Origin of the sequence: Pedobacter sp. B4-66 (genome assembly GCF_018492665.1) — a bacterium.
Lineage (GTDB): Bacteria > Bacteroidota > Bacteroidia > Sphingobacteriales > Sphingobacteriaceae > Pedobacter.
Window position 1 is genome coordinate 1 of record NZ_JAFVME010000021.1, and the last position, 15,112, is coordinate 15,112.

At 39.2% G+C, this 15,112-nt stretch carries 10 protein-coding genes; 5 read left to right on the forward strand and 5 right to left on the reverse strand.

Features of this window, described 5'->3' with window-relative positions:
- Positions 1-182 precede the first annotated feature (182 nt).
- Complete coding sequence (locus J1905_RS23250) at positions 183-4,673, reverse strand: beta-L-arabinofuranosidase domain-containing protein (RefSeq protein WP_214229586.1); 4,491 nt, start codon at positions 4,671-4,673, stop codon at positions 183-185.
- Positions 4,674-4,801: 128 nt separating this feature from the next.
- Between J1905_RS23250 and J1905_RS23255 the strand changes: the two genes are divergently transcribed.
- On the forward strand, positions 4,802-5,779 hold the full coding sequence (locus J1905_RS23255; protein ID WP_214229587.1) for a GntR family transcriptional regulator: 978 nt from the start codon (positions 4,802-4,804) through the stop codon (positions 5,777-5,779).
- An 84-nt stretch (positions 5,780-5,863) separates the two neighbouring features.
- Here the strand turns inward: J1905_RS23255 and J1905_RS23260 are convergent, their stop codons facing one another.
- The gene (locus J1905_RS23260) at positions 5,864-8,443 is read right to left on the reverse strand and encodes a TonB-dependent receptor (protein ID WP_214229588.1); all 2,580 of its coding nucleotides are present in this window, start codon (positions 8,441-8,443) and stop codon (positions 5,864-5,866) included.
- A gap of 496 nt (positions 8,444-8,939) precedes the next feature.
- On the opposite strand from J1905_RS23260, the gene J1905_RS23265 reads away from it, so the two are divergent.
- From J1905_RS23265 to J1905_RS23280, 4 genes are all read left to right on the forward strand, one after another.
- Entirely contained in the window at positions 8,940-9,371 is a 432-nt protein-coding gene (locus tag J1905_RS23265) for a nuclear transport factor 2 family protein (protein WP_214229589.1), read from the forward strand.
- 502 nt (positions 9,372-9,873) lie between these two features.
- Positions 9,874-10,536, forward strand: coding sequence for a GIN domain-containing protein (locus J1905_RS23270; RefSeq protein WP_214229590.1), 663 nt, complete (start codon positions 9,874-9,876; stop codon positions 10,534-10,536).
- Between the two features lie 35 nt (positions 10,537-10,571).
- On the forward strand, positions 10,572-11,207 hold the full coding sequence (locus J1905_RS23275) for a YceI family protein (protein ID WP_214229591.1): 636 nt from the start codon (positions 10,572-10,574) through the stop codon (positions 11,205-11,207).
- Between the two features lie 104 nt (positions 11,208-11,311).
- The gene (locus tag J1905_RS23280; protein WP_214229592.1) at positions 11,312-12,832 is read left to right on the forward strand and encodes a serine hydrolase domain-containing protein; all 1,521 of its coding nucleotides are present in this window, start codon (positions 11,312-11,314) and stop codon (positions 12,830-12,832) included.
- 142 nt (positions 12,833-12,974) lie between these two features.
- Here J1905_RS23280 and J1905_RS23285 read toward each other — a convergent pair whose 3' ends face one another.
- The 3 genes from J1905_RS23285 to J1905_RS23295 form a co-directional block, all read right to left on the reverse strand.
- Entirely contained in the window at positions 12,975-13,709 is a 735-nt protein-coding gene (locus tag J1905_RS23285) for a hypothetical protein (RefSeq protein ID WP_214229593.1), read from the reverse strand.
- Between the two features lie 201 nt (positions 13,710-13,910).
- Entirely contained in the window at positions 13,911-14,927 is a 1,017-nt protein-coding gene (locus J1905_RS23290) for a carboxypeptidase-like regulatory domain-containing protein (protein WP_214229594.1), read from the reverse strand.
- A gap of 3 nt (positions 14,928-14,930) precedes the next feature.
- Positions 14,931-15,112, reverse strand: a 182-nt coding sequence (locus J1905_RS23295; RefSeq protein ID WP_214229595.1) for a hypothetical protein, incomplete at its 5' end; no start/stop codon positions are given.

The following is a 15,112-nucleotide window of genomic DNA, read 5'->3' on the forward strand; positions in this document are numbered from 1 at the left end:
CAATCGACCACTCTGCCAACTCTCCGCGACAAAAGTACAAACTCAAATCGATTCTACAAACTCAGATTCACATATATTTTATATTAATTTAATATGGGGAACTTCAGGTATGCTTAATCGGTTGAGCCACAACTTTTTTGCGGTTGAGCTACTTTAAAATAAAAATTTCATAACCCTATTATTTATCTTTCAAATTTTAAAATCGTGTAAGAATTAGCAGGAAAGTCATATAAAGGAGATTTTCCTGTTAGCTTTATTTTCGAATACACGATCTTGTGTTGATCAGGATGTGCAGGTGTATTTCTTGAAGTTAATGCACCTTTCAAAGTAGAAATAGATACATCTTCCTTTCTGCCTTCAAAATCCAGATCTAATTCTGTGTGTACATCCAAGCCGGTATTTACTACATGTAATATCAACGTTTTCCCATCTTCACTGCGAGTTGCGGTTACATCCAGGTCTCCCTCTACTGTACTTTTAACAAGTAGTGGCAAGTGCTGTTCTGCCTGCATTTTTTGAGAATAGAAGGGAGGCATGCCCCATACCTGATCACCTGTAAAGAAAATCTGTCCTTGATCCCAATCGTTGTCGTTTTGTAAATAAGGCTGCAAGGCATTTGCAGGACTAGACGTTAATACAAATTCACTATGTCTTCTAATCGCATTCAAATTAGTTGCATGGCCTAAAGCTCGCTGTACACCATGTTTACTACCGTTTTCTTCAAATACGGCTATCTTCATTTTAGTTTCAGGATTCCACTGTTTAAACATGCGTTGCATTTCAGCAAGTTGCTTGTCGGTATCTAAACCAGCCCTTGGGTCATCACCACCAACATGAAGATCCCAATAGTCGGCTTTGCCATTCAATTCTTTGAAAACATACTCCATATTAGGAGAGCCTGGGCGCCACCATGCCGCATGGATAAACTTTAATGAGCTATCCTTTTGTTTCATGGCTTGTTGTAATAGTTTGAAGCGAGTTACATATTCCTCATAAGCTTGTTTACTATCGCCATTAAAAATCACCTCTTCGTTGCCTATCTCAATGTATTTTACATTGTATGGCTTGGGATGTCCGCTCTTTGCACGTTTTGCTCCCCATGGGGTAGATGCATCACCGTTCAAGTACTCTATCATGTCGGCAACATCTTCCGGTGTCTCATAGATGTTGATTGCGAAAGATGGTTCTATTGATGTCGCTTCACAGAATTTCAGGAACTCCTCAATTCCAAAGCCATTGGTAGTGTACCAGTTCCAGTGCCCGCGGTACGGAGGACGCTTATCCGGATCACCTATCATATTCTTGAATTTGTATTCAGGCGAGTTCACCATAGTTCCTGCATAGCGCATGAAAGTTAGTCCCTGAGCTACCAGTGCATTTCCAATATCTGCTCGGATTGGTAAACCTTTAAACTGATCTTTACCCGTACTCATCAATACTGCCTGATCTACCCAAAGCTTTCCTTTTGAGGAAAGGTATATTGCTAATCGTGCGTTCTTATCTGCAGTGTTGGATGTTAACGTAAATGGATATTTTTTCCAAGAATTGCTAATACCGTTAAGTTTACTAGAGGCATAGGTTTTACTACCATCCGCACTTTCAAGTGCCACAGTTACGGGGCCAGTAAGCTTTTCTCCTTTTAAATAGACGCGTCCTTTAAATACTTGATTCTTGCGTAATGCTAAGCCCCAACGATTTAAACTGCGGTTTGCAATACCAACCTTTCCGGTGCCACCTGCAAAAGTAATTACCTGCGAGTTTTTACCATTATAGGCTGTATTGTTATCTACATAGAAAGTGCCTTTTGCTTCGCCAGAGCGAACGATGTCCCAGTTGTAACTTATTTGTTCGTCTGCTGTATTTAAAAGTTTTACTGGCGTTGTTTTGCCGTTTTCCTGTAGTGTAACATTGCGAAATTCCATAGCCGAACGCCAGGTGCGTAAGCCAATTTTTCCTTTTAACAATGGATTGCGTTCATCTTTGAAAGACAATACTTGCTGTCCGTTTAGAAATATCACTAACTCAGGACCATTAAGAGCTACTTTTATTTTATTCCAGTCTTCAGGATTTACATTAACCGCGGCATCTTTAAGTGATTCAAAGTTCTGCATATGCTTTCCTAGACCTATTTTTTTACCATCCCTGGTTAAGCTAATCTCATATCCGTCAAAAATATCGTCACCAACTCCAGCGTTTGCAACGCGAACAAGCAGTGCTCCGCTTTCACCTCTTCCGATAAATCTCATTTCAGCCTCAACACTTCCGTTTGTAAGTTCTTTTGGCTCATAAATTAGCTTTGCACTTTGATCAGGTTCAACACCAATGTGGTGTACGCCATTCATCACTACATCGCTGGTTGTGTTTCTACCCGGGATGATGGCAACGGCATCGTCTTTTGCTGTCCAATACCCTGTATATCTTCTCCAATTGTTAAAATTTACTCCAGTTGATGGCTCTTCGAAGCTTTCGCCGAAAACACGCTGATCATAGAAACCGCCATAGATTTCGTGGTTCACATCCTCAATGTTAGTACCATAAATTAACGGACTAATCTTGTTTTGTACTTGATTACTGTTTATCGAGATACGGCTTTGTTGCGAAATTGGCAACCAAACTTTATAGCCTTTTCCTTCTCGGTTACCAACTGTGTAATAAGGTATGGCACTAAAAGTTTTGCCATTTGTTAGTTTACCGGTAATTACATTTACACCCTTAAGCATATCTGCACGGTATTGCAATTGCATGGTGGAATTGGTATCAATAATAAGTTGATCGATATCACCATTATCAACACCCTCAAGACTATACACTAAAGGTCCTGATGCAATTGAAACCATGTTTTTTAAATCTTTAACCTGACTGTTTGCGGTAACAAGACGTGGTTTCATTGGCAACTGCAATTCTACTAAATCTCCTTTTTTCCATTCTCTTTTGATAACTGCATAGCCATTGGTGATTGTTGCTTTTTGAGCAACTCCATTAACAAGTAGGCTAAAACCTCCGTTAAGGTTAGACTTATAAAGGTCAAAAGGATTTTCTTTTCCTTGTGCCCATCCGGGAATTCTAATGTTTAAACTAAAATCAGATCGCTTTTCAGGATTTACATTCAAACTTATCTTGCCTTCCCATGGGTAATTGGTTTTCTGAGAAATAGCGATTGCCTTTTTATCATCCATCATAATTTTTTCCTCACTGCTAATAAACATATTAACGTATAAGTTGTTGCTTGATGAAGAGTAAATGTATTCTGGTAATTCCGATATCATTTTCAGAAACATCGGTGGACAGCAAGGGCACGAGTGCCATTCCCATCTGGAGTGGTCGTGAGCGTTTAGAGGGTTTTGATAAGTGTATTTATCACCTGATAGGGAAACACCGGTAAGTACATTGTTGTACAGCACCCTTTCAAATTCGTCCATGTATTTACCGTCGCCGGTTAATTCATTCATCTTTTGACTAAAGAATCCGGCACCTACTGCTGCGCAGGTTTCTAAATATGCATCAGTAGGAAGGAAGTAGTCTGCGCCAAATTTCTCATCATGTGCAATTGCTCCAACACCACCTGTTACAAACATTCTTCGTCCAACCATATTGTCCCAAAGTCGGTTTGCCGTTTGTATGTATCTCGGATCTTGGTTTTCTAAAGCTACGGCGGTAATACCAGCAGCTAGCAAAGTTGCACGCACTGCATGGCCTTCGATAGTTTTTTGAGCGAAAACTGAAATAGAATCCTGTGCATAATCGCCCCAGGTAGGTCGAGGGAAATTTTCTGTTTTGCCTTCTTTGTATTTTTCATCTTTAATCCATTGCTCGGCCTTATCGTTACCCCAGGTTTGCCATAGGGGATATCCCATATTATTCCCACGGTTTTCTATCCAGAATCTAACCAGATCGTAGTAATCTTTTTCATTTATCGGAATGCTGAGTTTTTTCTTAAGGTCGGGATTCTCCTTGAAAAGCAAGTACAATTTCATTACTGCTTCTTCTGGTCCCGAATGTGCAGGCACGATATTTCTTTTTGGAGCCGGCCCCATAAGTTTGCTCATCTGATTCGCAAATCGGGTGGCTACTTCCAAAAGTTTGGTTTTTCCGCTAGCTTTATAGTAGTGAACTCCTGCCTCTATTAGCATGCCTGCATTGTAAACATCATGTTGGAAACGCAATAAACCGCCATTGTCTCCCCAGCGATGAGTAGGCTCCATCAGGTCGGTATAGGTATTGATATAACCTGAGGTATCTGCTTTCTGTGCGGCATATATACGATCAATATAACCATCAAGCCTCGCTTGAAGTTTTGCATCAGGATGTTGAATGGTTAGGTCTCCTATACCACGGATGGTTTCATAGATCAGTCCATCAAACCAAGGTAAACCAGCATGTTGTCCGGTGCCTTTTTTACCTGCAGCTATTTTGTCGAAATTCTCAAAAACATTGTTTTTGTCTCTTTCTTCTGCCGACTTAAGATGTTGCCCTTCAAATTTGTTTAGTACATCGTTGGCAGTAACGGTACTCCAAATCTCGAATTTAGGACTCCAGAAAGCATCATTAATCTTTGCTGTTTTTTCTTGCGAAAGTTGACCTACTTTATGGTTCACCACGCCGAGTCTTTTACCCGAGCAGCTAAAGAGAATCAATGCGAATCCAGTAATGACGTAAGTATAGTTCTTTTTCATTTGTGTGTGATTGAGTATCCAAATATATAAATACTTTTTAACTGGTACGAACTGGTATGATTTTTTATTGTAAATTATAGCGAAAATGTCTAAACACTATTTATATTTGCCAGATATCATATAAATTAGTGAAAGAAAATAGATCGAAATATAAACTTGTAGTGAGTCATGTTATTGATAGGATTCAGTCAGAAGAATATCAGAAAGGTGATCGCATTCCCTCAATAAATGAATTTAGAAGCACCTATAATTTGTCGCGGGATACTGTGTTTGCGGGATTACGTGAATTAATGTCGAAAGGCATTATTGATTCAAATCATGGTGTAGGTTATTTTATTACCAGTACCAAGACCAACTCATTACGCAATATATTCCTGTTGTTTAATGAATTTAATGAGTTCAAAGAAGATTTATACAATTCATTTATGGAGGCGGTGGGTAACTCTGCTACAGTAGATCTTTACTTTCATAATTACAATAGGCGGGTATTTGAAACGCTGATCAATGATTCTAATAATAAGTATACAGACTATGTGATTATGTCTGGAAAGTTTGAGGGTATTCAGTCATTGTTGGAAACACTGTCGGGTAGGGTATTTTTGCTGGATCATTTTCATTCTGAACTAATGGAGAAGTACTCTTCCGTTTCACAGAATTTTGAGAAAGATACCTATGAGGCTTTAGTTTCTGCTAATGATCAGATCAGAAAATATAAACGCATTTTAATGGTGCAGAGTGAAGAAAAAGAGCCTTTAGAAAGATATGATGGACTTAAGGCCTTTTGCAATGAGTACGGATTTGAACATAGTTATCTCTCTGATACAGAGAAAAGAGAAATACAAATAGGGGATCTCTTTATCGTAGTTAAGGATAGAGATTTGGTGGATTTGCTTAAACAGGCAACTCTTCAGGGGTTAACTCCTGGTTTAGATTTCGGTATTATCTCTTACAATGATACACCTCTTAAGGAATTATTAGCTGGGGGAATTACCACACTTTCTACTGATTTTAAATTGATGGGGCAGACAATGGCTAAGCTTATTGAAGCTAAGGGTGTTTGTTCTGTTGCAAACCCTTGGCAGTTGAATGTTCGGAGGTCTTTGTAAGAAAGAGTCTTTACTTAAAATACGTCATCCTGAAATAAATTCAGGATGACGATGAATGTTAAAAATTAGCTTAGAAAGATCAGCTTAGAACGCGTAGCGCACCGTAGCACCGTAAGTTCTTGGATCGCCAAGTACACCTGCATATAGGCCGGAGTTTCCGGCTGCAGCCTGCAATTGTTCGAAGTAATTGGTATTTCCAATATTTCTAACCCAACCAAAAATGGAGATTTTATCTGATTTGAATCCCAATCTTCCGTTCGCTAGTGTATAGCCATCAACATTTAACACTTTTGAAGGTGTTGGGTTCGAAGAATATTCTGAACGGTAACTAACATCACCAGCGATAAAAAATCTGCCATCTCTGCTACCTACTCTACCAGGAGCACTCAATTCTGCACCACCTGAAGCATTCCATTTAGAGATACCTGGTATTCTGCCTCCTGAGGCATCTTTAAACGCTACCTGAGTAGCGGTACCATTAACAAGTTCCGTATGTCCAGTTTCTTCTAAAGGAAGTGGTGCATTGGTGAATTTTTTATATTTACCATCAAGGTAAGCTACAGCTGCATTTACAGATAAGAAGCGCTCTAACTGATAACTACCATCTATTTCAAGACCTTTTACGTTCACTTTTTCTGCATTGGCAAGGTAACCTCTGTTTACACCCAATTGAGGTGATTGTACGTTGGTTTGGTAATCTTTAATGTCTGTATTAAAAGTTGTTATGTTTACAATGGCACCTTTAAGAGGCTTTGTTTTAATACCTAACTCATAGTGCTGAACATATTCTGGTTTTACTACAGCAAGAGATAAATCTGCTTCTCCGGTGCTGGTCGTTGGCAAACCACCTACGTTCACACCCACTGGTTTGTAAGCAGTAGAGAAAGTTCCATAAACATTTAACTTAGGATTAGGGCGGTACGATAATGTAACGTTACCAGATAAATTATTGTTATTAACGCTGGTATTAAATCTCTGATTGCTATAAACTAGCGCTTTAAGGGCAAGCAAAGCAGGATCGGTAGTTTGCAGACCACCATAAGTTACCCTGTCGTAATCAACATCTTTCTTGTCGTAAGTAAACCTTAAACCAGGTAAAACGTGCAGGTGTTCTATAAATTCCCAGTCAGCCTGTGCAAAAATTGCAGTACTTAGCGATTTGATGGTTGAATTGGTTTTAATACCAAAGCCATCTAACAGACCAGGGGTTGTGTAACCTGCCTGAGCACCGGTTGCAGATGTTTGTACAAATCTCCATTGATCTTTACCCACCTCTTCGGTCTGCGACAGACCTTTCAAATTTTGAGCAAGTGCAAATACACCGATCACACCACTTATTTTCTCTGCGATATCACCAGCATATCTAACCTCTTGAGAATATTGATCATGACGTGAGTTACCTTGTGATTTGGTTAATGCAGCCACTTCTGAGAAATCCCTGTCGTTTGTAGGATCCCAGTTCCAGAATCTCCAGGCAGTAGTAGATGTAAGTGTTCCATTTCCTATTTTATAATCTACGTTTAAGGATATACCACCAATTGATTGATCCTGTTTCCAAGGTGTATTGGTATTGATCTCTCTTGAAAAAGGATCTATTTTAGGTTGCTGATATCCTAAATCGGTAATGATTTTGGCATATTGACGGTAAGCGCTTCTTTCTGTAGTAGTTACACCAGCAATTACCAATGGATAACCTGCCGGATGCTGAATGCTTACATCACTGCTTAATAATATTTGTAATTTATCTGACGGGGTATAATATAACTGACCTTTAAAACCAAGGTTGTTTTGGCCACTGTATCTGCGTTGTTCGCTGGTATTAAAAATTGTACCATCTCTTTGCGTGCCTGATATGGCTAACTTTGCTGCCAGATTTTTTGCAACCGCTCCTGAAACCGATGTTTTTGCTTGTATAAAATTGTAATTTCCAACATTCAATTCAACTTTTGCTGTTGGAATCAGTGTTGGTTTTGTAGTAGTGATATTAAAGGCACCTGCAGTTGTATTTTTGCCAAACAAAGTACCTTGAGGGCCACGCAGAATTTCTATCTGTTCAATATCAAGAAAATCTGTTGAGGTAGCTGCCGGCCGAGCCTGGTAAACTCCATCTACATAAAAACCTACTCCAGGATCAATACCGTCGTTGGTTAAGCCAAATGTTGAACCTAGTCCTCTGATGTTAAGTGTAGTATTTCTTGCGTTAGAAGCATATAGCTGTACAGAAGGAACCAACTCTTTTAAACGGTTAACATTAAATGCTCCTGCATTTTCTGCAGCCTGACCACCGATAACAGTAATTGCGATAGGTACATCCTGTAAAACTTCGGAACGCCTTCTAGAAGTCACAACTATTTCGTCTAGCTGAGCATTTTCAACTAGGGTCAGTTCCAAAGGAGTATCCTGAAATTTCAGAACCTGAAAATCCTGGGCTTTATAGCCGACCGAGCTAACTTGAAGATAGAAGGGTGGCTGTTGCTCTGTAGTAATGCTGAACTCGCCTTTATCATTGGCAAATGTATTGATTTTGGTACCTCTAATAAGTACAGTTGCATTGGGTACAGGAACACCATTGGCTCCCTTTATAATTCCCGTTACCGTGCTTTGGGCAAACGCGACGCTTGCTGTGAGTAGAAATGAGAAGAGAATAAGTAAACTTTTTTTCATGATTTTAATATTAAAAGATTTGTTTGGTTATACGCAGTTAAATACTTGGCCTTATGCGCGGTCATTTTGTTTGTTTAGTATGGTTATTGCCCGCGAAAAAAATGCAAAGCAAATCCATGGGGATGTTTTTTGACATCCTTTATGGTGTATTTTAAAATTTGTTAATTGGATTTGTAAGCGTTAATTTTTAGCAACGATTACAGTGGGCTGAATCAGCTACAACAACAGCAGTTTAATGAGAAGGGCATGACTTCTTTAGCAGTTTCTCTTTTCTTTTCTATAAAATGTAAAACTCTTTTCATTTGATTACAGGTGGTATACAGTTATTTAGTTCTGCAAATATAGTATATAATTTATTATTTGCAATAAAATCCATAGAAATAGTAGATTATTATAAATAATACATAAATTCTTCTTGTTTAGTCATTTAAATGATCATCAGGTGAATATCGCGTATATTTACGGCCTAAGTCTAATTTTATACAACTCATTAAACGTGAAAAACCTAATCTTAATCGCATTACTTTCTTTTTCTACAGTAGCTTTTGCTCAAACAAAATCAAATACTAATTCTGATGTAAAAAGTATAGAATCTTTAAGCATAGCTTTGGTAGATGAACAACTTGCTGCATACAATCGGAGGGATTTAGAGTCTTTTTTAAATACGTATAGTGATGATATCAAAATCTATAGCTTTCCAAATAAGCTTTCTGGAGAAGGTAAGGATTATATGACTAAAGTTTATGGGAAATTCTTTAAGGAAACTCCAAATCTACATTGTGAAATTGTAAACAGAACTGTTCTTAGTAACACGATTATTGACCACGAAAAAGTAACTGGATTAGCAGGAGGTGCTTCAATGGAAGCTATAGCTATCTACAAGGTAAAAGACAATAAAATAAGCGAGGTGTACTTTATAAGTAAGTAATTCAATTCATGTTTTGTAGCGTAATCAGCAATGTTTATGATGTTTCCTCCGGTAACCTCGTACTTATCTGCAATTTCCTTTAGAACGAGTGTATCTTCAAGAATCATGTTGCAAGGAAAGCCAGTTTCCATAATTTTATTCGCTGTTTTGCCCCTGGTTTTGTAAAAGGAATCAAAGCCTGGAATTTGTGGTTATATGTATCATCAACATCATGAGAATCACGAACTTCTGTGCGTTTACCAAATAATGCATCGGTTTTATCAAAAAATAAGATCCAGAAGAATCCTGATCAAATTAAAGGATTTTCGAACATTTTCTAAGCGGCGACTTCCTTAGGTTTGCAACATTCAATTACAACAAATTTTGTATTGTGAGTTCCGATGTTGTTTGTATACTTCTTTTTGCTGTTGTGGTGCTTTGGAAGTCCTTATGCCGGTCAGGGTTGTCCCGTTTTTTAACCTGATATACATTGCATGGAAATTTCAAAGAAAATCAAAAAAAAATGAAAGCAAATTCAATTAAAACAGTATTATTTTTCTGCCTGATTCTTATTGAACTTGGATGTTCCAAGGAATCTTTGTCTCCAAACGGAAAGCAGGTCACAGAAGTCAGATCTACCGCTCCATTTACTGCTGTGAGTGTTTCTGGATCATCACAAGTAACCATTAGTTATGGGGAAGGGTTTAAGGTAGAGGTTGTGGGTTCAGATAACTTAGTGACTAAATTCAGAACCCGAGTCGTGAATAAGGAATTGCAACTTAAATATGATGATGTAAATATATCCAAAGATGATGTACATGTGAACATTCAGATGCCGAGGCTTTTGGGGATACGGATAAATGGAAGTTCAGATATGGAGATCTCAGGAATCTTTCCTTTGGCAGAGACTTTTTCAGCTGTGATCAGCGGTTCGGGTAACATCCGGCTGCAGAGTTTAATGCTAGCAGATCAGCTAATTGTGGAGCTTTCCGGATCTGGTAATGCGGATCTTCAAAAGGCTGTTGTTGACCAAGCCGATGTAGTCATCGCCGGAAGCGGCAATTTAAGAGCTGCAGTTAATGACCACCTGAAGGTGAAAATAAACGGAAGTGGGAATGTCTATTACATCGGAAGTCCGGTTCTGGAAACCTCAGTGACAGGGGCCGGGAAAGCAATTAAATTATAGCCTAGGGAAATAAACTTTTAAAAATAAAAATTAATATGAACAAACAAATGTTATCAGTAGTTGTATGTGGGGCTTTGATGTTGAATGCCTGTAAAAAAGAGGAAACAGTTCAGAAGCCTGTTGGTGTGGCTTACAATCTGAATCAAGGAGCGAAAATTGAATGGAAGGGTAAGGCTGCTGATGGAAATAGCAACTGGGGAACTATTAATGTGGAAGGACAGCATAATGATGATGGATTCGATTTTGATATATTAAATAAGGAAATCAGGGGAGGTGTTTTTAAAATCCCGGTTTCCTCTATCAGTGTCACCAATTTGCCCGCTCATCTAAAACCAATTCTGGAAGGTCATCTTAAAACAGCCGATTTCTTTTACGCAGTGTTACATCCCAATGTTACCTTTAAAATTCACTCTGGCAAACCTGAAAGTCCTAATGGATCGGGTACTAATTACCTCATTAAAGGAGAGATGACGCTGCTGGGTAATACGCATCCACTAGATTTTCCGGCGCAGGTTACCATAACAGATAAGACATTGACCATCAAAGCAGATTTTTCATTTAACCAAACCATTTGGGGAATGAATTACAAAATCGATCCCAGTTATCCTGAGGCTGACCGTATGGTTGCAGGTATTGAGGTGAAGTTTAATCTTACGGCTCAGGTTAAGTAAGTTCTGAGGTCGACAGAATGATCAGTTTATGGCGCTAATAAACGAAAGAATATACCATTAACCGGCTTTTTCTTTTATTGAATATTTGTATTTAAACTACTGACATGAAAAAAATAAGTAAATCTGCTTTATTGTTCAGCATCTTAATGTTATTCCTTTCAGAATCTTATTCCCAAAATCTCGGGGATAAAATGGAAGTCCTGTTTAGTCAGTTCGAACAACAACATGTTTTAAATGGGAATGTGCTGGTTGCTGAAAACGGAAAAATCGTCTATCAAAGGTCATTCGGTTTTGCCAACCTCGAAAATCAGGAAAAAAACACCAATGCTTCAGCCTTTCAGATTGGCTCTATATCTAAAACTTTTACGGCGGTTGCAATCTTGCAATTGAAAGAAAAAGGGAAACTCAAGCTAGAAGATCCCTTAGTAAAGTACTTTCCTGAGTTCCCATATACTGAAATCACCATTCAACAATTACTTAGCCATACTTCTGGGCTTCCTGATAAAGAAGAATTGTTCCTTCAGAGGATAGAAAATGAACCCAACCGTTTATTCACCAATATCGATATTATTCCCGCGATGAGAATTTCCCGTATTCCACTGGCTTTCAATCCAGGCAGTAATTGGCGTTATTGCAATATGGGATATGCAATGTTGGCCATGCTGGTAGAGAAAACGAGTAAGGAAGTTTTTAGTGATTACTTGGAAAATTATATTTTTAAACCTGCGAATATGCACCATAGTTACCTGCTAAAACCAAAAGCAGGGTCAAATCAGGTTACCGGATATCGGGTTCGTACGCACTATTTGGGTGATATGGAGGACATTGATACCAGCAAAAGGGTAAGGCCCTGGAGCTATAATATGCGAGGTTTTGAGGGGCCAACAAATATCATTAGTACTACTGAAGATTTACTGAATTTTGATCAGGCACTTCGGACCACTAAATTGTTGAAGGCGGCTACGATAAAAGAAATGTTAAGTCCAACATTGCTCGCTGATGGTAAGGCCACTCAGGTAGATGGAGAGTTTGGGAAAGCCAGTTATGGATTAGGCTGGTTCCTACAAAAGGATACAAGTGCAGGAAAAATCGCATTGCATACAGGAAGAGAGCCCGGTTTCTTCAGTTTCTTCTTGCGAGATCTCAGTCATAACAGAACATTGATCCTAATTGATAATGCCGAAAGCAGCGCTTTTGGTCTTGCTTGCAAAGAGAGCTTTAATTTGCTAAGTGGTCATGAGTATTTTGTCGGAAATGTTAAAACCAAAAGATCTCTTTTTCTTGCATATGCTAAAGAACTCTACCATAAAGGGGCTGATCAAGCTATCACCTTGTTCAATCAGCTGAAAACGGATACCGCTACTTACTATATGTCTGAGCATGAGCTTAACGATTTAGGGCTCGAGTTGCTTGATGATCACCACGACGTGGCTGCACTGGAAGCATTGAAACTTTGTACACTTCTTTATCCGGATAGCTGGAATACTTATGACAGTTACGCAAGAGCACTCTTAGACACCGGTAAAAAAGAGGCCGCCATCCTAATGTATCAAAAATCAGTGGCGATGAATCCAGGAAATGAACAAGCAAAAAAGATGTTGAAAAGAATCCAGTCTGAGCAATAACATCATCAGTATGTTGAAAGACTATATGGCTTTCTCTCGTAAAAGCAATAGACTATTCTAAATCTTATTCGACACTTTGTTTAAACATCGTTTTTGCCTGTTTGCAGATATCTTCATTGACCTTTAATGATGATCATGACAATTATTTGCTCACTTCAGCTTTTATGGCTAGGTCGGTAAAATCGGGTGAGAAATAGCTATACGGAAGCCATGCTCTTCTGAAATTCATACCCCATATGTTCAAGTTATTCGTTTTTATAGGAGATATACCGATGGCGGGTCGATAATTAATAACCCTGTCAGTAGTTAGCCCATCAGCATTATTTAGTCTCACATAGCCCATGTTGTGAAAATCCCGGACCCATTCTACAGCAACAAAAAACTCAGGATCAGGAATTACGATGTTAAGATTCGTTAAGTCGATCTTTATGCGCCTCCTGCCGTTGCTTTTTGCCTCGATCACTTTCGAACACAAATCCCGGCCGGGTCCAAGAGTTAGGCTGTCCAATCCGTAGATCCTTACGCGGAATTTAGTATATTCCGTAGCCGCATAGTTCGCTTGTCCTTCACCATTCAAGGTAAATACAAGGCGATAAATAGAGACATTTTTCAAAACACCGCCAATCTTAGGTGAATCAAATCGCTGGGCAAGCTGCAACCATTCGAATGAAGTGGCCCTCTCATTTACACCAGCATAATGCTCGACGTCGTTCGAATCGAAATCATTGAGTAACGTATCTAGCTTGGATACCGATTGTTTTGGAGGTGCCAAAAAAGCAACTCTGATCAGTTGAATGCTGTCTCGTTCCTCGAGTTCCCGGATAGGGAACTTAAAGGCCAGGTAGTTTTGAGCAGCAAAAATAATGGTGTCCCGCATCGTTGATAAGTTGCCTGGAATACTAAATATACCATCATTTTCTGTATTAATAGCCAGCCTCGCCTTGATGATGGATACCGAGACGCTTGGGACGGGTAATTTGGTATCGCTGTCGACGACGTGAAATAAGTTTAATTTATCCTGGGCATGAACGCTAGTTACAAATACCAGCAGCAAAAATGTAAATAATGTCTTCATGTCTCAGTAGCTTATCGTGGCCGATAAGGCAATTTCATGCTTCTGTTCTGAAATTGCCGAATCATAACGTTGCCATTTGTTTTCACTATTTTTAATCCAGGATACACTTGGTTTTTTCTTTTTATATTCGATCAAGGCGGGCTCGTAAAGCGTTGTATATTCTGATACATCTTCCAATATCTGGGTTCCTTTTTTGTTGACCTTCCGTACCTTTGGCGCGTAAAATAACTTGATGACCTCGTTGAATGGGATGTGCATCCATTCTATTGCAATGTAAAACTCAGCGGAGTTGATGATGATGTTGTCTTTGCGAAGATCCAGTTCAACCCAGGGTGCCTTATCCGTAAGGTTAATGATTTTACTGAATAGCAACGTTTCTGGCGCGCCGGTCTTTGGGTCTACAGACATGACATGGAGCAAAAAACGCGTTTTGATATGAGAAGTCACTAGAGGCTTGTCCGGATACTTCGTTTCGTCTAATTCTCTTCTCCCCAGATCTACCCTAGTCAGTACCACATTTCCCTGCGGGGCGGTAAACAATTTGGCGAAAAAACGATTCCTGGGTGAAAAGGGGTAGGTGACCACTGGCGGAAAAGGGTCCGTCTTCGCTCCAGGCGGGTCTTCCTTAATATCGCTTAGGTCAAATTTATTTAAACGGACAATTTTAAGTTTTTCATTCGTAATACTAACCTCTTCCAGCGTAGTTGTGGTCGGTACGAGGGAAATGAAGCCGTTCCTTTGATAGGTACTGGTGAGGAGTTTGAAAGTCTGGTAGCCAACTGAACTAAAAATGAGCGTATCTTTAACAACAGAATCAGCGCTTGCTATTCTAAAATATCCTTGCGCATTACTCGTGACGGTGATTCTTTCTCTGGCCAATCGTATATTGACATTGGGTACCGGCGCCTCTGATTTTTTGTTGATAATTTGTCCTTCAAAAACAGTTTGTGCACTGGCCTTTATGGAACTAAGGAATAAAGTAATTCCTAAGAATAACTGGAGAAATTTGGAGCGTTTCATATACTAAGATAAGATTTGTGGGGTAAAAAACAGATCTATTCTTGTATTTGCACATGGGTTTGTGCGCCGTTGACTCACCGAATTACTTAAAACGAAAAAGCCTGAGATCTTACGATTCCAGGCTTTTTGTAGGTTTTGATACCTTGGCGGAGAGTGGGGGATTCGAACCCGCGGACCCTTTGACA